Below are 20,057 nucleotides of genomic sequence, written 5' to 3'. Positions count from 1 at the left end.
GGTTTGACCAGAAAAGTTGACCTTGCAACTTTCAATAGATTGAATAAACTACGGAAAACATCGCATAAAGCGAACTCTGTAAAGGAAAAGAAAAAATGAGCAACCTCGAAGAACGCGTAAAGAAAATCATTGTTGAACAGCTAGGTGTAGACGAAGCTGAAGTTAAAAACGAAGCTTCTTTCGTTGATGACCTAGGTGCAGATTCTCTAGACACAGTTGAGCTAGTAATGGCTCTAGAAGAAGAATTCGACACTGAAATCCCAGATGACGAAGCTGAGAAAATTACTACTGTTCAAGCTGCTATCGATTACGTAACTAGCGCTCAGTAATAATCTCTCCCAGGCGGTCACCTTGACCGCCTGTGTTTTATCTAACTCATCTATCCTCATCTTAAATCACCTCAATCCCCGGAGTGTAATATCGTGTCCAAGCGTCGTGTAGTTGTCACTGGCATGGGTATGTTGTCGCCGGTAGGCAACACTGTAGAATCTTCTTGGAAAGCCCTGCTAGCTGGTCAAAGTGGTATCGTTAATATCGATCATTTTGATGCAACCAATTTCTCAACTCGTTTTGCAGGTCTAGTTAAAGACTTTAACTGCGAAGAGTATATGACTAAAAAAGATGCTCGTAAGATGGACTTGTTCATCCAGTACGGCGTCGCAGCAGGTATTCAAGCTTTAGATGATTCAGCCCTAACTATTACTGAAGAAAACGCTCCTCGTGTAGGCGTTGCTATCGGTTCTGGTATTGGTGGTCTTGGTTTGATCGAAGCCGGTCACAAGGCTCTAACTGAAAAAGGCCCTCGTAAAATCAGCCCGTTCTTCGTACCGTCGACGATCGTGAATATGATTGCGGGTCACATGTCTATCATGCGTGGCCTACGCGGTCCAAACATCGCGATCTCTACAGCATGTACGACTGGCCTACATAACATTGGCCACGCGGCTCGTATGATTGCATACGGCGATGCTGACGCAATGCTAGCGGGTGGTGCTGAAAAAGCATCTACACCACTAGGTATGGGCGGTTTTGGTGCGGCTAAAGCACTGTCTACTCGTAACGATGAGCCTCAAAAAGCTTCTCGTCCATGGGACAAAGGCCGTGACGGCTTCGTTCTTGGTGACGGTGCAGGCATGATGGTTCTTGAAGAGTATGAACATGCTAAAGCTCGTGGCGCTAAGATTTACTGTGAGCTAGTTGGCTTCGGTATGTCGGGTGACGCTTACCACATGACATCTCCAAGTGAAGATGGCTCTGGCGGTGCACTAGCAATGGAAGCGGCTATGCGTGATGCTGGCATTACTGGTGAACAAATCGGTTATGTTAATGCGCACGGTACTTCGACTCCTGCAGGTGACGTAGCGGAAGTTAAGGGCATCAAGCGTGCTCTTGGCGAAGCAGGCAGCAAGCAAGTCTTGGTTTCTTCTACGAAATCAATGACAGGCCACCTTCTAGGTGCTGCAGGTTCTGCTGAAGCGATTATCACAGCGATGTCTCTAATTGATCAAATTGTTCCACCAACAATCAATTTAGATGATCCCGAAGAAGGCTTAGATATTGACTTAGTACCCCACACTGCGCGTAAAGTTAGCGGTATGGAATATGCTGCATGTAACTCATTCGGTTTCGGTGGTACAAACGGCTGTTTGATCTTCAAAAAGATTTAATCATCTTATTATAGGTGTAAACATTCGTAGATAGTCATAATTAGACTTGTTTTTAAACGGCTTGATGCTTTAGCATTGAGCCGTTTCTTTTTATGGGGAAAAACATGTTTTGGGTTGATGGAAAAAGCCAGCAAACTGTCGATATCTTGGATCGTTCGTTTCAGTACGGGGATGGTTGCTTTACCACCATGCTTGTCCAAGAGGGTCAGGTTCAGCATTTTTATGATCATCAATGTCGTGTCGACGAATGCCTTAAAGCGTTACGTATTCCAACACTTGATTGGGATGTTGTTAGCCTTTGGATCGATAATGCACTTCAACATATCCAAGATGACGATCTTCATGGAACAAAGAGCCTTTATGGTACAAAGATCCTCCATGATACAAACAAGCCTCATAATCAAAAAGCTGGGATAAAGCTACACGTTAGCCGTGGGGCCGGCGGTCGTGGCTACAGTACCAAGAATATCGCCAAGCCAACGATAACCATCAGTACATTTGATTTCCCTAGTCATTATTCAGCGTGGCAAGATTCTGGTGTAGAACTCGGTATCTGCCAACAAGCACTAGGTTTGAGCCCATTGCTCGCAGGCCATAAGCACAATAATCGTCTTGAGCAAATCTTGATGAAAGATGAAATGGATCAGGCCGATGAAGCTGATGGTGTAGTTCTTGATATCTCGGGCAATGTGATTGAAACCACCATGGCCAATCTATTTTGGCGAAAAGGTCAGATGATATATACACCTCAACTCACGCAAAGTGGTGTGGCGGGGGTTATGCGTAAGCAAGTGTTAACCGCGCTGAATCAAGCTGAACTTTCCGTTACAATTAGTGACTACTGCTTATCTCAACTCATGCAAGCTGATGAGATTTTCATGACCAACTCCATCTTAGGGGTTGCCCCAGTTACCCGTATTAGTGATACCCAATTCAACATTGGAACCGTTACTCGTAGCCTTCAAGGACAACTAAACTCGTGATCAAAAAGTTATTTATTTTTATTATCTTGTGCCTAATTGCAGCCGCTGCTGCTGGTTTTTATGTTTACAACCAAGCGCAAGATAACCTGAAACAAGTTATTCAATTAGAAAAACCGCAGGTGGTTACCGTTGCTTCAGGTAGCAGCTTTAACCGTGTTCTAGCACAGTTGATTAACGAGGGGCTTTTTGAGGCTTCTCCTTACGAGAAATTAATCCGTAAGTTACATCCTGAGCTTGTAGACGTAAAAGCGGGTACATTCCTGCTTGAACCCGGTTTAACCCTAGAGCAGGCGCTACAAGTGCTTGTCGAAGGGAAAGAGCACCAATTTACCATTACCTTTGTAGAAGGCAGTCGTTTTGACGAGTGGCTTGTGCAGCTAAAAGACAACGAATTCATTCAGCAGACGTTGAATGATGTCTCTGAAAAAGAGATCGCACAAAAGCTTGGTATTGAAAATGAAAAGCTAGAAGGCCTTTTCTTAGCGGAAACATACCACTACACCTATGGCACAACGGATTTAGATTTGTTGAAACGTGCCCACCGAGATCTGATGAACGTGGTCAATGATGAGTGGGAAAATAGAGCCGATAAACTGCCTCTTAAATCGCCTTATGAAGCGCTAATTCTTGCGTCTATCATTGAGAAGGAGACTGCAGTAGCGTCAGAGCGTGAACGTGTATCTTCTGTGTTCGTTAATCGCTTGAACAAGCGTATGCGTCTGCAAACTGACCCAACGGTTATCTACGGCATGGGCGACAGTTACAAAGGCAATATACGTAAGAAAGACTTACGTACTCCAACGCCATACAACACTTATACAATGAGTGGTTTACCACCGACGCCGATTGCAATGGCGGGTAAAGCGTCTATCAATGCTGCGCTGAATCCAGAAAAGAGCAACTACCTGTATTTTGTTGCGAGTGGAACGGGCGGTCACGTATTTTCAAAGAGTTTGACTGAGCATAACCGTGCAGTACGAGCTTACTTAAAGCAATTAAGAAAAAACAAATAAAGAAATAATTATGAATCAGTCGAAATTTATCGTAGTTGAAGGCCTTGAAGGTGCTGGCAAAAGTACAGCAATCAATGCCATCGTTGAGACATTAAAAGCATCGGGTGTTGAAGATATCGTCAATACTCGTGAGCCGGGTGGCACTGTCTTAGCTGAAAAGATGCGTTCATTGGTTAAAGAAGAGCACGAAGGTGAGAAGCTTCAAGATATGACGGAACTATTGCTGATGTACGCGGCACGTGTTCAATTAGTCGAGAACGTCATCAAGCCCGCATTAGACAGCGGTCAATGGGTGTTGGGTGATCGCCATGATATGTCATCTCAGGCTTATCAAGGTGGTGGTCGTCAGATCGCACGCACGACTATGGAATCACTGAAAGCAACCACGCTAGGCGGCTTTAAGCCAGATCTAACGCTATATTTGGACCTAGACCCTAGAGTAGGACTAGAGCGTGCCAGAGGCCGTGGTGAGCTTGATAGAATTGAAAAGATGGATATCTCCTTTTTTGACCGAACGCGTGAGCGCTATCTAGAAATCGCAGGGCAAGACGATTCTGTACTCGTGATTAATGCACAGCAAGAAATTGAGCAAGTAGCCGCTGATATTAAAGTCGCGCTCAGTGCTTGGCTCAATAAACAGTAGGTAGTCATGGCTGAAGTGTATTCTTGGCTCACACCGGTATGGAGTGAGTGGAAAAAAAGTCTCGATGCAGAGCGTTTTCCTAACTCTGTGATTGTTAATGCACCGGAAGGGCTCGGCGTTGATGCGCTGATTAGCCAACTTACCGATGCATTGATGTGTACTAATTACGAAAGCGAGTCGTGTGGATTTTGCCACAGTTGTGAATTGATGAAATCGGGGAGTCATCCGGATTTCCATGTGATTGAACCTGAGAAAGAAGGTAAATCGATTACCGTTGACCAAGTACGTGCGAGTAACCGCTGGGCTCAACAATCGTCCCAGTTAGGTGGTTTGCGCGTTATCTTGCTTAACCCTGCCGAGGCGATGAACGAATCGGCGTCGAACGCATTGCTGAAAACTCTAGAAGAGCCATCAAGTAAGTGCATCTTCATTCTTTCTACTCGTAACAGTAATCGCTTAATGCCGACTATTATTAGCCGCTGTCAGCAATTCAATGTGGTTAGCCCACAGTTGGATACTGGATCGACTTGGCTAGATGGGGAAGTAGGTAAAGCGGTTCCGCAGTATATTCTAGCGCTCAATGACAACGCGCCTTTGAAAGCGAAAGCCATGTTTGAGCAAGGCGGTGTTGAAGCCTCAACAAAAGTGCTCGATGGCTTTGTCAATGTAATCAAAGGCACTCAACCTGACATGCTGAAGTTTTCCACAGAGCTTAGTAAAGACCCTTTGGTTCAACTAGGCTGGCTATGGCACTTACTGTCTGACGTGCAAAAGCTGCATTTTGCTTTGGCGAATCAGGCGATGACTCCGAGTGCGAAAGCTTTGGTTGAGGTAATGTCTTATCAAAGTGCTTACGCAGCATCGAATAAACTGTTGATATTGATTGAGCAGTTAAAGCAACACCCCGGGCTCAATACGGAGCTACTCATAATGAACTGGCTGATTGCCACTTGCGAGGAAACATGTTCGTAGATTCCCACTGTCATTTAGACAAACTGGATTACCAAGATTTACACACCAGTGTAGAAGACGTGGTTAATAAGGCGAAGGCAGCAAACGTAGACCAACTGCTTTCTGTCGGTGTGACATTAGACTCGTTTGAAAATATGCTTGAGATGATCTCGCCGTTCGATAACGTTAAAGCTTCTTGTGGCGTTCACCCTCTCGATGTAGAGAGCGATTTCTGTCTAGAAAGAATGCGTGAGTATGCGAGCAATCCAAAGGTTGTGGCGATAGGTGAGACAGGCTTAGATTATCACTACCAGCCAGAGACGGCAGAACTACAACAGCTTAGGTTTAAGCAGCACGTTGAGTTGGCTGTTGAGCTTAATAAACCTTTGATCATCCACACGCGTAACGCGCGTGAAGATACGTTAGCTATTTTACGCGATGGTGGAGCAGAGAAGTGCGGCGGTGTGATTCATTGCTTTACTGAAGATCAAGCGTTCGCCGAAGCGGCAATGGAGTTAGGTTTTTATATCTCGATCTCAGGTATTGTGACCTTTAAACAAGCCACAGAACTTAAAGATGTTGTGAAAAACCTACCGCTAGATAGGTTGCTGATCGAGACGGATTCGCCATACTTGGCTCCAATTCCATATCGAGGTAAACAGAATCAGCCTGCATATGTAGTCGAAGTAGCGGCTTATATCGCGCAGTTGAAAGGGCTGTCAATGAAAGAGGTTGCTGAACAAACAACCAAAAATTACCGAAAACTTTTTTTGCGATAAAAAACTAACTAAACAAATAAAAGGGAGCGAAAGCTCCCTTTTTGTGTTTTTGATCACCAAAAGTACGTTTTTTTTTAATGTTTACTAATTATGTTGAACTTGAGAGCACTATTTACATCATTTGTAATTTTGTTACTAAAAATAACATTAGCTCCTATTTTATTTACCCAGTAAAATAATACACCCATCAAAAAATGTATTTATATTTCAATGATTTAATGTCTTGTAAAGCATTGCATTTCTAGATTTGACATGTGATCCAAGACGTGTTTTGAAACTAAATTTCGTAAGTGACTAGAAAGTTAGTTCCGCATCAATATATATTTAGCGGCAGAAAATATAATGCAATACATGGTTACATTTTCACTGGGTGCTAACATATAGGCTACGGGGGTGTGCCGTTAGAACCCATATAATTATTTTATCTTTATCAGGAGCATAAACATGTTTAAGAACCTTTTTGCTAACCTGCAGAAAGTTGGTAAGTCTCTGATGCTACCAGTATCAGTTTTACCAGTTGCGGGTATTTTGCTAGGTGTCGGTGCAGCAGACCTTCCTTTCATTCCAGAAATTGTTTCAAACTTAATGGAACAAGCGGGTGGTTCAGTATTCGGTCAAATGGCACTACTGTTCGCAGTAGGTGTAGCACTTGGCTTTACTAATAACGACGGTGTAGCTGGTCTAGCTGCTATCGTTGGTTACGGCATCATGACTGCTACACTTGGCGTAATGGCTGGTGTAATGGGCGTTGATAAAATCGATACTGGTGTACTAGGTGGTATCCTAGTCGGTGGTGTTGCTGCTTGGGCATTCAACCGTTTCTTCCGTATTCAACTACCAGAGTACCTAGGCTTCTTCGCTGGTAAGCGTGCCGTGCCAATCATCACAGGTTTCTCTGCGATTGGTCTAGCAATCCTACTATCTGTAGTATGGCCACCAGTTGGCGGCGCTATCTCTGCGTTCTCTGATTGGGCTGCTCACCAAAACCCACAAGTGGCGTTTGGTATCTACGGTATCGTTGAGCGTTCTCTAATTCCATTTGGTCTTCACCACGTTTGGAACGTACCTTTCTTCTTTGAAGCTGGTACTTGTGTAAACGCTGCTGGCGAAACTCAAAACGGTGTTCTTACTTGTTACCTAGTTGCTGATGACGCATCTCGTGCAGCGGGCAATGGCTTCGGTCAGCTAGCTGGTGGTTACATGTTCAAGATGTTCGGTCTACCTGCTGCTGCAATCGCAATTGCACACTCAGCTAAGCCTGAAAACCGCGCTAAAGTAATGGGCATCATGGCTTCTGCTGCGTTGACTTCATTCCTAACGGGTATCACTGAACCAATCGAATTCTCATTCCTATTCGTTGCTCCAGTACTGTACGCAATCCACGCTCTACTAGCTGGTTCTGCATACGTTCTTGCGAACACTCTAGGTTTTGTACACGGTACATCTTTCTCACACGGTCTAATCGACTTCCTAGTTCTATCTGGCAACGCGTCTAAGATGGGACTAATGGTTGTATGTGGTATTGGTTACGCTGCAATTTACTACATTGTATTCCGCACTGTGATTAAAGCACTTGACCTTAAAACTCCAGGTCGCGAAGACGAGTCAGAAGACGACATCGTTGCAACTGGTACTGAGCTTGCTGGTGAGTTAGTTGCTGCATTCGGTGGCAAAGCGAACATCACTGGTCTTGACGCTTGTATTACTCGTCTACGTGTAGCCGTTGCTGATACAGAAGCTGTTGACCAAGACAAACTGAAGAAACTAGGTGCTGCAGGTGTTGTTGTAGTTGCTGGTGGCGTACAAGCTATCTTCGGTACTAAGTCTGACAACCTTAAGACAGACATGGATGAGTGGATTCGTAACAACGGTTAATTCACTGATTCAATAAATTGAAAGGAGGCCGAAAGGCCTCCTTTTTTGTTTTCTGCTCTATGAAAGACCTTTCTGCGTTTAATCCCCATCAACTCAGAGAGTTACCGCTCAACTCGATCAATTGATGGTCGTTCCCAAATTTTTCGTGTCTTTTATCTTTTACCTAGCGATGACACCTTTCGCTGAGATTCCAGTAAACTCCCTTTTTTAAACACAGTCTGAGAATATTATGAAACATCGTTACTTGATCGGCCTTATGTGCTGCAGCGGAGCCTCGTTTGCTCACGCTTCTGAAGCCCCAGCTTTGGAAGTTGGACTCGCCATCGACCAAGACCTGAGTGTCGTTGTGGAATTTGATCAGAAATACCGTGCTACGATTGGCAATGACGGCGCTGCATTTGACTATATTTTTAAGCGTGGTCAATTCGAGACTGAAGCTCCGTTGAGCTGGTATGTGGGTGCTGGTGCTTGGGCTGAATGGAATGACGACTTTGGTTTGCGTTTGCCGTTAGGCGTGAAAGTGAATTTCTATGAAGGTTGGAATGCTTACGCACAAGTTCACCCTGAGCTCGACATGTACAAAGGTGTTGAGTTACAAGTAGGCGGCGCACTAGGTGTGACCTACAAGTTCTAAGTTGAACTGAAAACCGTTTTTATAATGAAAAAGCCAGCATCAAGCTGGTTTTTTCATTTCCTTAGAATACTTCTAGTCTAAAGACTGATTGATCCAATATGGGGACTCAACTTAGAAGGTAAAACTCAATCCGACATTGGCTTGGAATTGGTTCATCCAGTCAGTATCAAAGCGGATGATACAGTCTTGGCCATTGCTCGGTACGTTACAAACACCAGAGGTGTCGTTGTCGACCACAGTACCTAGCCAACGTAATTGTGTATTTAACGCTAAGCGGTTACTGAATTTGTACTCTAAGCCACCAAAGATAGAAGTTGAGAACCCATATTTATCTTTCGCCCAATCTACATCAACGTAAGAAGCACCAAGACCTAACCCTAGATATCCTGACAACGCAGAGGATGCAGGGTAGTAGATACTGCTTTGAAAGTGCAGGTATTGAATTGAGGAGCTTAGATTGAGCGTTTCTAACTCAGAGCTCTGATTGGAATAGAAAAAGCCGATACGACCTTTCTCAAGCGGAGTTTCAATGGCGAAGGTGAAGTTTTCTGAACCTTCCATATCATAAGTATTACCATCCTGGTCTTCGACGCTACCACCACCTGTATAACCAATCATCGGAGTGATAATAATTTCCGGTGCTGCATACAAGTTTGAAGCGGAAATGAGCGCAACAAGCGCAATCATATTTGCTTTGTTATTCATGAGTATATCCTTATCCATACACTTACTAATTGTGATGGTTACATCAATATTGTGCGACTAATTTCGACGATTCTTGAAGATACTTCACACACCTGATAATACTTAAATAGAGACTCGACAAATTAATAATAAGCCTGAGGTGTTTATGGACCATAATCTGAAAAATGCGCTACAAATAACAGTAGTAATCTACACCATCATCCTTTCATTTGGCTTTATTGCGATTGGTAGCTAATACCATCTATTGCGAGGCTGAGTTTCTATACTCAGGGAATAATGAATAGTGGGATTATAACCAATATTGATTCGGCAATAGACTTAGATTACTACGCTAAGTTTATTGCTGGAAAAACAGCACTGGTTGCCCAAGGCGGCGGACAGCGAAGTATTTTTACGGCTGGTGTGCTGGACGCATTTCTTCTTTCTAATTTTGACCCTTTCGACGAATTCTTTGGCACCTCAGCGGGTGCGCTTAATTTGTGTGCCTATCTGTGCCGTGATAAAGGGCTAGGTCGTTCTTTCGTTCTTGATTTAACGACGGCTCCAGAATTCTTCAATCTTTTCTCTTATATACGAAAGCGACAGAACTTAGGTTTAGAGTGGGCCTTAGAGCAGATCATGGCTTACCCATACAAGCTTGATCTTGATTTGGGACGACAAACCTTAGGTGATCGCCATTTCTCTGCGGCAGTAACGGATTCTAAAGATTTACGAGACCATTATTTTCCTCTGATGGGAGAAGACTGGTACAAAGTGATGATTGCGACCTGTGCCATCCCTCGTCTGTACAATGATGAAATCTTCATTGGTGACAGTGCTTATGTTGACGGTGGCGTGTCTGCGTCTATTCCTGTGCAAGAAGCATGGCGTAGGCAAGCTCGATCGATAGTCGTGATACGTACTGAGCCTGTATTGGAAGAGGGAGCCGAGCTATCCAAGGAGATTCAAGGTAAACATGCCTTAATGAAAGCACCTAAGCCTATATCGGCTGAGGAGTTGGAATGGTTCCGTGAGTCGTTTGATAGTGTGCAAGATCATTGGCAACAAAAAGTAGAACAATGGAAAACCGATTGGACGTCATTCTTTCAGCAGCAAATTCTCCGTTCAAAGGAGCAAAAGCGCGATAGAGGGCACCTTGACCTGCTCAATGGTGGACGATGGCTATTTGGTGCTGATGATATTTATCGTTTAAGTCATTTGATTGGCGATAAGTTTGATTCTGGCTTAGCTGACATGTTGATGGTTCATTATCAGACCTACTCATTAACTCAGAACTTTTTGAACTCTCCACCGGACGATGCGTTTGTTGTTCAAATTGCACCCAGCAAACCGCTTAAGTCGAGCTCTTTGATGAGTGACAAGGAAGATTTGTTGTACGATTACGACTTAGGTTTAGAGGCGGGTTACCGATTTGTAGAAACCTATACTTCAACGGAAAACGCTCGCAGCTCACATATGCCACAGTTGGCGACTTGCGCTGTTGATAAATAATATTCGAAATTGCTAAGTAATATTCGAAATTGATAAGTAATACTCGAATTTGAAAGTTAGTACGCAATGAGCTAACAAGGTTCTGAAGTGAAAAAGGGTTACTGAACTTAGTTCAATAACCCTTTTTTGATCTTGGCTGGGTCGCTGATCAACGAACTGACCTAATCAAACACTAACTGATTAAGTGACAGGCAAGATTCTCATACAGTTGGTTGATCCTGCCACGTCCATAATGTCGCCTTGAGTGACGATCACGAGATCGCCAAACTTAAGATGCTCTTTCTCTTTTAGGCAAGTGAGCGTAGATAGGGCAATGTCAAAGCTATCCTCGGCTTCTGTCTCGAAGTAGATAGGTGTCACACCGCGGTATAAGGTGCAGCGATTAAGTGTTCCTTCGTTACGAGACAGCGCGTAGATAGGCATATCAGCACTTAGACGAGACATCATCAGTGCAGTACGGCCTGACTCGGTGAGAGTGACTACGCCCTTAATGCCTTCCATATGGTTTGCAGAATAGATGGTTGCCATCGACACGGTTTCTTCAGCGGTGACAAAAGTACGGTCAATACGGTAATTAGATTGGTTATTAATGCCCGCCATTTTCTCTGCGCCAATACAGACTTCTGCCATCGATTTTACGGTTTCAACCGGATAATCACCGGCAGCGGTTTCACCTGAAAGCATGACCGCATCTGTTCCATCAAGTACCGCATTGGCAACGTCCATCACTTCGGCACGGGTTGGCATTGGTGCTGAGATCATTGATTCCATCATCTGAGTTGCGGTGATGACGGTTCTGTTAAGCGCTCTAGCACGGCGTATAAGCTGTTTTTGTACTCCGACCAATTCAGGGTCGCCAATCTCTACTCCGAGGTCACCACGAGCCACCATGACCACATCTGAGGCCATTATGATGTCATCCATGTTCTCAACAGTGGCTACCGTCTCTGCTCGCTCTACTTTTGCTACAAGGTGAGCTTCTAAGCCCGCTTCTCGTGCAAGCTGACGAGCGTAGTGCATGTCTTCACCATTACGTGGGAAAGATACGGCTAGGTAATCCACTTTGATTTGGGCTGCGGTGACGATGTCGCGCTTATCTTTTTCTGTCAGCGCTTCTGCGGAAAGGCCACCGCCTTTTTTATTGATGCCTTTGTTATTTGACAGTGGACCGCCAATGATGACTTCGGTATGAACGCGACAGCCTTCCACTTCGGTCACTTTCAGCTGAACACGACCATCGTCGAGTAACAGGATGTCGTTAGCTGAAACGTCGTTAGGTAATTCTTTATAATCAAGACCGACCGCTTGTTGGTTGCCTGCACCTAAACCTAGGCTACTGTCGAGAGTGAATTTGTCACCCACAGCAAGTTGGATTTTACCATCTTTGAATGTCGATACTCGAATCTTGGGGCCTTGTAAGTCACCGAGAATAGCGATTTGAGTGCCAAGTCTTTTTGCAATTGCTCTGACGTTTTCTGCGCGTTGTATATGGTCGTCGCTGGTGCCGTGAGAGAAGTTCATGCGGACGACATTGGCACCGGCTTTGATGATCTCTTCAAGCACGTTACCTTTATCAGTAGAAGGGCCTAGCGTTGTGACGATTTTCGTTTTTCTTAATTCGGCTGTCATGAATACTCCTAGAGTGAGGCCAAGTAATCTTTTAAAAGACTGAATTAAGTATATGCATTAATTGATTATTTATTGGGAGCTAGGGAGATATTTCATTATTTGTCTCTAATTATTGAATTCAGGGCTCAATAACGATGTTTTATTCTGAAAATTAAGTCTCAATTTATCGATTTTGGTGTTAATTTTCCTCGAACTATTTGACTCGATACACAAAGATTCATGTATATACGTGATACTGGTCACGGCGATATACCAAGTGACTTCACAATTACTTCGCAAAGTAAAAAAATTAACTCGTTGATGATTTCTGGAGCGTAAAATGTACATGGCTCAACCGGGCCATATTGATCATATCAAACAGGTCAATGCTGGTCGTGTATATAAACTAATTGACCTTAAAGGTCCTATTTCTCGTATCGATCTGTCCAAGCAAAGTGAGTTGGCTCCGGCGAGTATTACTAAAATTACCCGTGAACTCATTGAAGCTCACCTTATTCACGAAACGACGGTTCAAGAAGCCACGACTCGTGGGCGTCCTGCTGTCGGTCTGCAAACCAATAACGAAGGTTGGCAGTTTCTGTCGATGCGTCTTGGTCGCGGATACTTGACGATCGCGCTTCATGAATTGGGCGGCGACGTGCTTATCGATACCAAGATTGATATTCATGAACGTGACCAAGATGATGTGCTTGCGCGTCTTCTACATGAAATTGATGAATTTTTCCAAACCTATGCTGAGCAACTCGATAGGGTAACAAGCATTGCGGTTACGCTACCGGGTCTTGTGAATTCTGAGCAAGGTATTGTGTTGCAGATGCCGCACTACAACGTTAAAAATTTAGCGTTGGGTCCTGAGATTTACAAAGAAACAGGTCTGCCTGTCTTTATTGCCAATGATACCCGAGCTTGGGCATTAGCAGAGAAGCTGTTTGGTCACTCACAAGACAACGATAATTCAGTTCTTATCTCGATTCACCATGGTGTCGGTGCTGGGATCATCCTTGACGGACGAGTGTTGCAAGGTCGCCACGGTAATATCGGTGAACTTGGGCATATCCAGATCGATAAGCAGGGCAAACTTTGTCATTGTGGTAACCGAGGCTGCTTAGAAACAGTCGCGAGTTCTCAGGCGATCCGTGATCAAGTGAAAGAGCGACTGGCTAATGGTGAAGCATCGTCATTAACTGTGTTTGAAGATGTCACTATTGAACAGATCTGTGCTGCCGCTGCTGATGGCGACCCATTGGCTGTTGAAGTTATTGAACAGCTAGGTCGTTACTTAGGTGCTGCGATAGCGATTGTTATTAACCTTTTCAACCCTGAGAAAATCTTGGTGGGTGGTGTTATCAATCAGGCTAAAAGCGTGTTGTACCCTGCGATTCAAAAGTGTATCGAAGAGCAGAGTTTATCGGTTTACCATCAAGATTTAGAGCTGGTGGAATCTCGATTCTATAAACAAGCAACCATGCCTGGTGCTGCGCTTGTTAAACAAGCCTTATATGATGGCCAACTGTTGATGAAAGTTGTTGAAGGTTAACGCCTTATACTCGTCTTTTAGCCTCACCCGAAATCTTTCCATGTACTTAAGCTTTGTATAACATCATTTGTTGTACTTAGTTTAAGCATTCTGTGCATTGGCGCTTTGCTTTAACCTATTGAAGTAGGCTATTGTAGCCACAGTTATTATTTGTCACTAAGGTGTTGTATGTCTGGCGTTTTAAATTCGGTTGATCAGAGAACCAAACTGGTCGGTGAAAACCGTCTGGAGCTCTTGTTATTCAGCTTAAACAGTCGTCAACTTTTTGCGATTAACGTATTTAAAGTGAAAGAAGTCCTAAAAGTGCCAGTACTCACTCGCTTGCCGGGCTCTCACCATCATATTACGGGTGTTGCGTCTCTACGTGGTGAATCGGTGCCTGTTATCGATTTGCGCAGCGCGATTGGCTTCCCACCGTCACGAGATGAGACTCAAGAAAATAACTTGATCATCACGGAATACAACCGAACTGTGCAAGGTTTCTTGGTTGGACAAGTGCGTAATATCGTGAATACGACGTGGACTGAAATTCAGCCGCCGCCAAAGACAACGGGTCGTGCCAATTACCTGACGGCTATCACGCATATTCAAGAAGAAGAGCAGCACAAGATTGTTGAGATTATTGATGTTGAAAAGGTACTCGCTGAAATTATCGATTATGATGTTTCGATTTCTGACGGTGTATTAGATGAGCAACTTGCCAATGAAATGGTTGGACGTAATGTACTTATCGTTGATGACTCTTCAACCGCGCGTAACCAGATCAAAGGTACCTTATCGCAACTGGGCTTGAACATTATTGAATGTTGTGATGGTTTAGAAGCTCTGACCTTACTTAAGGGCTGGTGTGATGAAGGCAAAGACATCAATCAAGAAATATTGTTGATGATCACTGATGCCGAAATGCCTGAAATGGACGGCTATAAACTGACACATGAAGTGCGTACGGATCCAAGAATGCATGACCTGTTCATCACGCTAAATACTTCATTAAGTGGAAGTTTTAATGAAGCTATGGTTGAGAAAGTAGGGTGTAATCGCTTTATTTCTAAGTTCCAACCGGACCTTCTGGTTGAAGTGACTCAAGAGCGAATGCGTCAGATTTTATAATTAAGACTGCTGTACGGTTATTTTGAGTGATCTTATGGAAAACGTTTGCTAATATTCATGCAGCATATTTTTCTTAACGAAATATGCTCAACTACTAGCGTAACTTTTCACACACAATCTAAGGTAGTTCCTCTTAATGATATGGTTGACTTCTAAGGTCGTAATGACTTTGAGCTTATTACTGTATAGGGAATTTAAGAAAAGACGTACGGAAGCTGAAGTTGAGTCATAACTCAACAAATTGAATTGAAGGGAAGCTGATGCTTCCCTTTTTCGTTTCTCCGTCTATCGTTTCTTAGTCAATGAACGATAGAAAAACAGTTGGTACATCGCTAATGAAAATCCCGAGACTTGGTGTTCAAGCCAACAATCTCCTCGGTAATATCGATGAGCTTACCCGCTATTACATGCACGACTTCCCCTTCTTTTTCTAATATCCCTTGTACCTTTAAAGCCTTGGCTGTGAGGTAAGCTTGTTGTTGGGCGCGCGCGGTGGCTCCCCAGACCACAACATTAATATTGCCTGTGTTATCTTCCAATGTGACAAAGGTGACCCCAGCTGCGGTGCCGGGTGATTGCTTACCAGTGACCAATCCGACAACGGTGACCATGGATTTGTGTCTCTGTTGTATTAAGTCCTTCATGTGTGTGAATCGACCTAATCGATTGGCTTCTTCGAGCACAGTGATTGGGTGTTTGTTCAATGAAATTCCGACACTGGTGAAATCTTCGAGTAGATCTTGCATCTCACTGGGTTGATGCAATGAGAGCTCGCCATTATCATCTTCTGCATAGTCATCGACTTGGTTAAACAAAGGTAGATCAGAGGCTGAGTCCATCATTGCCCAGCGAGTCTGGAAGCGGTCTCCCGAGACGTTATGTAGCGCATTGGCCGATGCCAGTAGCTCGATATCTTTCTTATTCATCGATAACTGTTTCACCTGGCTAGGGTGGCGATAACCGGATTGTGGACGATTGGCGAGCACGCTTTGAATCCCATGTTCGCTGAATCCTTTGATTTGTCGCAGCCCTAAGCGAATCGCTAAACCATTCTGATGTTCAACGACTATGTGGTTGTCTTGTGAGGCGTTCACACATACTGGAAGAACCTCCACATTGTGCCGTTGTGCGTCTTGTACCAACTGTGAGGGGCTATAAAAACCCATAGGCTGACTATTCAGTAAAGATGCGTAGAAACATTCTGGGTAGTAACATTTCAACCAAGCTGAGCAATACGCTAATACTGCAAATGAAGCCGAGTGGCTTTCAGGAAAGCCGTACTCGCCAAAGCCGCATATCTGTTTAAAGATCTGTTCGGCAAATTCTGTCTCATAGCCACGTTTTTGCATGCCCTCGATAAGCTTGTTTTTAAACTTAAAGACGTTGCCATTTTTTTTCCAAGCGGCCATCGCGCGTCTGAGCTGATCCGCTTCACCACCTGTGAACCCTGCAGCGACCATCGCGAGTTTAATCACTTGCTCTTGAAAGATAGGTACACCCAAGGTGCGCGACAGTACCGATTCCACATCTTTAGATGGATAGCTGATTGGCTCAATACCATCTCGGCGTTTTAGAAACGGATGCACCATATCGCCTTGAATAGGCCCTGGGCGTACGATAGCGATTTGAATCACCAAGTCGTAATAAGTCCTCGGTTTAAGCCTTGGTAGCATGCTCATTTGCGCTCGTGACTCAATTTGGAAGATACCGACCGTGTCTGCCCGTTGAATCATGCCGTAAACCTGAGGATCGTCTTTGAGGCGGGTGATCTCTGCGATCGTTAGCGAGCGACCATGAATGCGTTTGATTAGGTCGAAACATTTACGAATCGCAGAGAGCATACCCAGAGCAAGCACATCGACTTTAAGCAGTCCCAAGGTTTCTAGATCATCCTTATCCCATTGAATTATGGTTCGTTCGTGCATTGCGGCATTCTCGACAGGAACCAGTTCATACAAAGGCCCAGAAGAGATCACAAAGCCACCGACGTGTTGAGATAAGTGACGTGGAAAACCGATAATTTCATTGACCAAATGGATAAACTGCTGACCTTTTAAAGAGTCGGGTTGTAGCCCCAATTGAGTGAGCTGAGCCTGCCAACCTAAGCTTTTGTCTCTGCGGTTGGTGTTCTTGATGAAGTAATCAAGTTGGGTTTCTTGTAGTCCTAACGCTTTACCGACATCTCTTACTGCACTTTTGAAGCGATATGAAATCACAGTTGCGGCAAGCGCAGCGCGTTCTCTACCGTACTTTTGATAGATGTATTGGATGACTTCTTCACGGCGTTCGTGCTCAAAATCGACATCAATATCGGGCGGCTCATCGCGCTCTTTACTGATGAAACGTTCAAACAGCACTGAGATCTGTCTTGGATCGACAGAGGTGATTTCTAGACAGTAACAGACCACGGAATTGGCCGCAGAACCTCGACCTTGGTAAAGAATGCCTTGGCTTTTGGCAAACATGACGATGTCATGAATGGTGAGAAAGAAGAAAGGGTAGTCGAGATCATCAATCAATCCGAGTTCTTTATCTATGATTTGTTGAATGTTGCTAGGCACACCTTGTGGGAAGCGAGCCCGTTTTCCCTTTTCGACCAACATGCGCAGATAACTCATGGGTGTTTCACCTTGAGGAATCAGTTCACTGGGATATTCGTAGCGCAAACTGTTTAACTCAAATTCGCACAGTTCTGAGATTCGGTTGCTCTCTTCTAGCCATTCCGCTTTGAAAATACGTGAGAGCTTATTGATGCTGCGTAAACAGCGTTCGGCATTGGCCAGTAAGTGACTGCCCACTTCAGTAATGGGTTTTTGGTACTTGATCGCAGTGAGTGAGTGCTGCAAGGGTAAGCGGTTAGCATTGTGCATCAATACACCGCCGCAAGCCGTTATCGGCAGGTGATGATGTTGTGACAGCTCAACGCAGTAATCTGTGTACTGCTGGTCGGTTTGTTTTAGGTGTCGTTGTAAGCCGATCCACAGCCGACCTGAATGATGTTGGGATAGCCATTGCCCCCAGTGCGCGTCTTCATTTTTCTGTTGAGGAAGCCAAAGAATAAAGCAGTGCTTAGCCGACATGATATCCCACTCAGAGAGCTGATAATGTCCCTTGGTGCTACGACGTCTAGCATTGGTAATAATACGACACAGCTCTGCATAGGCCGTTCTATTCGGACATAACAACACTACTTGGCACTCTTCATTTAACCAAAACATACTCCCGACAATTTGCTTGAGCGACAGTTTATGTTGCTTGATTGCAGAGTGAACCTTAACGACGCCCGCCACTGAGCACTCATCAGTGACAGCGAGTGCTTTGTAACGTAAGAAGTCGGCCTGTAAAACAAGCTCTTCTGCGTGTGAGGCTCCCTCAAGGAAGGAGTAATTACTTTGGCAAAATAGCTCTGAGTATTGCTGAGACATAACGTAATATCACTTAACCATTGCGAGTGAACATGATTGAAAAGGGATGTTGAAATTGAGTAAGTGGAACGGACGAGCTAACGAAGTTTCTTACAGACTAGCTTTCTGACTGACTTACTTTCCTACAAGCTAGCTAAATAAGCCGTGCAAAAACCACTGTTTATCTGGCGTTCTAAAGATCCATAGCCACCGACCGTTTTCGCTGTGAGCAATAAAGTAGTCACGAATGATTTTCTCGCCATCCCACCAGCCAGAAACAATGCGCTCAGGGCCTTGGGATAAGGTGACATTTTCGGTTAGGGCTTCGGGCTCTGGCAATAAAATACTGGGCCTGAGTCGCTGTTGGTTGATATTGAAAGCAGTGGTTTGTTGCTCGAACTCTGGGGGTGTTTGCCTCTTTGCCACAGACTTACTCAGTGTTGGAAGCGAGTACTGATTGGCTTTTTCTGGCCTTGGGTCGTGCTGTATTTTCGGTGTTTGAATGCAGGCTTGCCCTAACTTAGCTTGCAGTAATGAGAGCAAATCTAATGCGGCAAGTGTTCCTGTATTGCCATCAAAAAGATCACGGTAGGCCATTTGTGGTTCTCCATGACGAATTACGGAAAGGGTCAGCCCCTGAACCGGTGCCGTGATCTTCAGTGATTCTAAGGTTAGATGAGTCAGGTTCGCCCACTTTGCAGCAAGGTAATCGCCTTGTGCTGAATAGAAAGAGACAGGGTGGTCGTCTTTATCTCTCAGATGCAAAGTCAGCGTTAACTCGAAAGCAACTCGGTCGCGTAGCTTCAAAAAACACTCGAGTTGATTTAATAATTTCAGTAACGGCTTTTCGATAAACAGGATGTTTTCAATATCAAACAATAGCTCGAGATATTGCTGAAAATTCTCCGGTGGATGGTAGAAATCAATCGGGTGCTTGAACTGTCCGTTAAGGCGACCCACATAGTTCACCAAATCGATATCAAAGCGACGTGCGACCTCTTGCAAAGGCAGTTTCAATAGGTCATCCACTAAGTTAATGCCTACACGGTTCAGACGTTCCACTTGCTTAGTTGGCAGCTCGCTAGAACTCAATGCTTGTTGATTAACCCATGCTTTCATTTGCTCAACATTATTAGTGACTTGGTTGATGGATTGCTTGCCCAAAAGGACCGCAGAAAGTGGCGAGTAACCCGTCGCGAAGCTGAACTGGATATTGAGCGTTTCTAAGTGGCTTTTGAGCTCATGCCAGTAGTTATCTAGCCCATCGTAAAGTGACAGCATATTAGATGCTTTAATCAACAAACCATTCGGTGGTAGTAAAGCCATGTCAGAAGTGACCAAATACGCCCATTGAGCGATCTCTTTGAGCTTACTTTTTTCTAGCTCAATACTGTAAGGGTGGACGTGTAAGTTATGACACAGCGCCGCCGCAGACCCTAGCCCCATACCAAGTGAAATTCCCGATTGCAGCGCAGCTTGGTTAGCTTGCAGCACACGGTGATCTTTTTCATCCACGATGATAATAGGTTGCTCGTGTGACTCTTCATTAGAGTGAACTTTCTCGGAGTTTGATAGCTCAGAATTAAACAAGGTATCCAACTGCAGAGATGGAAAGTGCAGATAAAGCCACAACATA

Annotated in this window: 17 protein-coding genes; 13 read left to right on the top strand and 4 right to left on the bottom strand. The window is 44.4% G+C overall.

Annotation, left to right across the window (positions count from 1 at the left end):
* Positions 1–95 precede the first annotated feature (95 nt).
* The 9 genes from acpP to NX845_RS10980 all read left to right on the top strand — a co-directional run bounded on the left by acpP (position 96) and on the right by NX845_RS10980 (position 8,545).
* Entirely contained in the window at positions 96–329 is a 234-nt protein-coding gene (gene acpP / locus NX845_RS11020) for an acyl carrier protein (RefSeq protein WP_012603569.1), read from the top strand.
* 93 nt (positions 330–422) lie between these two features.
* Entirely contained in the window at positions 423–1,667 is a 1,245-nt protein-coding gene (gene fabF, locus NX845_RS11015) for a beta-ketoacyl-ACP synthase II (RefSeq protein WP_004736554.1), read from the top strand.
* Between the two features lie 104 nt (positions 1,668–1,771).
* Positions 1,772–2,650 carry an aminodeoxychorismate lyase gene (gene pabC, locus NX845_RS11010; RefSeq protein ID WP_065681607.1) on the top strand — a complete coding sequence of 293 codons (879 nt, stop codon included), beginning with the start codon at positions 1,772–1,774 and terminating at the stop codon, positions 2,648–2,650.
* The gene (gene mltG, locus NX845_RS11005) at positions 2,647–3,663 is read left to right on the top strand and encodes an endolytic transglycosylase MltG (RefSeq protein ID WP_012603571.1); all 1,017 of its coding nucleotides are present in this window, start codon (positions 2,647–2,649) and stop codon (positions 3,661–3,663) included. Before pabC ends, mltG begins: the two co-directional genes overlap by 4 nt.
* 10 nt (positions 3,664–3,673) lie before the next feature.
* Positions 3,674–4,306, top strand: coding sequence for a dTMP kinase (gene tmk / locus NX845_RS11000; protein ID WP_017078129.1), 633 nt, complete (start codon positions 3,674–3,676; stop codon positions 4,304–4,306).
* A gap of 6 nt (positions 4,307–4,312) precedes the next feature.
* Positions 4,313–5,278 (top strand): DNA polymerase III subunit delta', encoded by a 966-nt coding sequence (locus tag NX845_RS10995; protein WP_017078130.1) that lies wholly within the window; start codon positions 4,313–4,315, stop codon positions 5,276–5,278.
* Complete coding sequence (locus NX845_RS10990) at positions 5,269–6,036, top strand: TatD family hydrolase (protein ID WP_017093784.1); 768 nt, start codon at positions 5,269–5,271, stop codon at positions 6,034–6,036. Before NX845_RS10995 ends, NX845_RS10990 begins: the two co-directional genes overlap by 10 nt.
* A gap of 444 nt (positions 6,037–6,480) precedes the next feature.
* Positions 6,481–7,911: a PTS glucose transporter subunit IIBC gene (gene ptsG / locus NX845_RS10985; protein ID WP_004736562.1), complete on the top strand. Its 1,431-nt coding sequence runs from the start codon at positions 6,481–6,483 to the stop codon at positions 7,909–7,911.
* 229 nt (positions 7,912–8,140) lie between these two features.
* A complete protein-coding gene (locus NX845_RS10980; RefSeq protein WP_054547259.1) occupies positions 8,141–8,545 on the top strand; it encodes a hypothetical protein in 405 nt (134 codons plus the stop codon).
* A gap of 111 nt (positions 8,546–8,656) precedes the next feature.
* On the opposite strand, the gene NX845_RS10975 is transcribed toward NX845_RS10980, so the two are convergent.
* Complete coding sequence (locus NX845_RS10975) at positions 8,657–9,250, bottom strand: hypothetical protein (RefSeq protein ID WP_029404968.1); 594 nt, start codon at positions 9,248–9,250, stop codon at positions 8,657–8,659.
* Positions 9,251–9,395: 145 nt separating this feature from the next.
* On the opposite strand from NX845_RS10975, the gene NX845_RS10970 reads away from it, so the two are divergent.
* Together NX845_RS10970 and NX845_RS10965 are read left to right on the top strand one after the other, a co-directional pair.
* Positions 9,396–9,485, top strand: coding sequence for a YnhF family membrane protein (locus NX845_RS10970; RefSeq protein WP_099165371.1), 90 nt, complete (start codon positions 9,396–9,398; stop codon positions 9,483–9,485).
* Between the two features lie 41 nt (positions 9,486–9,526).
* Positions 9,527–10,741 (top strand): patatin family protein, encoded by a 1,215-nt coding sequence (locus tag NX845_RS10965; RefSeq protein ID WP_065681606.1) that lies wholly within the window; start codon positions 9,527–9,529, stop codon positions 10,739–10,741.
* A gap of 180 nt (positions 10,742–10,921) precedes the next feature.
* Here the strand turns inward: NX845_RS10965 and pyk are convergent, their stop codons facing one another.
* Complete coding sequence (gene pyk, locus NX845_RS10960) at positions 10,922–12,370, bottom strand: pyruvate kinase (RefSeq protein ID WP_065681605.1); 1,449 nt, start codon at positions 12,368–12,370, stop codon at positions 10,922–10,924.
* 319 nt (positions 12,371–12,689) lie between these two features.
* Between pyk and NX845_RS10955 the strand changes: the two genes are divergently transcribed.
* Entirely contained in the window at positions 12,690–13,907 is a 1,218-nt protein-coding gene (locus NX845_RS10955) for an ROK family protein (RefSeq protein ID WP_017084008.1), read from the top strand.
* Between the two features lie 168 nt (positions 13,908–14,075).
* Complete coding sequence (locus tag NX845_RS10950; protein ID WP_004736572.1) at positions 14,076–15,017, top strand: chemotaxis protein CheV; 942 nt, start codon at positions 14,076–14,078, stop codon at positions 15,015–15,017.
* Between the two features lie 332 nt (positions 15,018–15,349).
* Here NX845_RS10950 and NX845_RS10945 read toward each other — a convergent pair whose 3' ends face one another.
* Both NX845_RS10945 and NX845_RS10940 read right to left on the bottom strand, forming a co-directional pair.
* Complete coding sequence (locus tag NX845_RS10945; RefSeq protein WP_260256817.1) at positions 15,350–18,442, bottom strand: error-prone DNA polymerase; 3,093 nt, start codon at positions 18,440–18,442, stop codon at positions 15,350–15,352.
* 129 nt (positions 18,443–18,571) lie between these two features.
* Complete coding sequence (locus NX845_RS10940) at positions 18,572–20,056, bottom strand: DNA polymerase Y family protein (protein WP_260256816.1); 1,485 nt, start codon at positions 20,054–20,056, stop codon at positions 18,572–18,574.
* Position 20,057 lies beyond the last annotated feature (1 nt).

This window comes from Vibrio sp. NC2 (genome assembly GCF_025195005.1).
GTDB classification, from domain to species: Bacteria; Pseudomonadota; Gammaproteobacteria; order Enterobacterales; family Vibrionaceae; genus Vibrio; species Vibrio splendidus.
The sequence above is the reverse complement of the archived record's forward strand: the minus strand, read 5'-3'. Positions and strand labels throughout refer to the sequence as shown.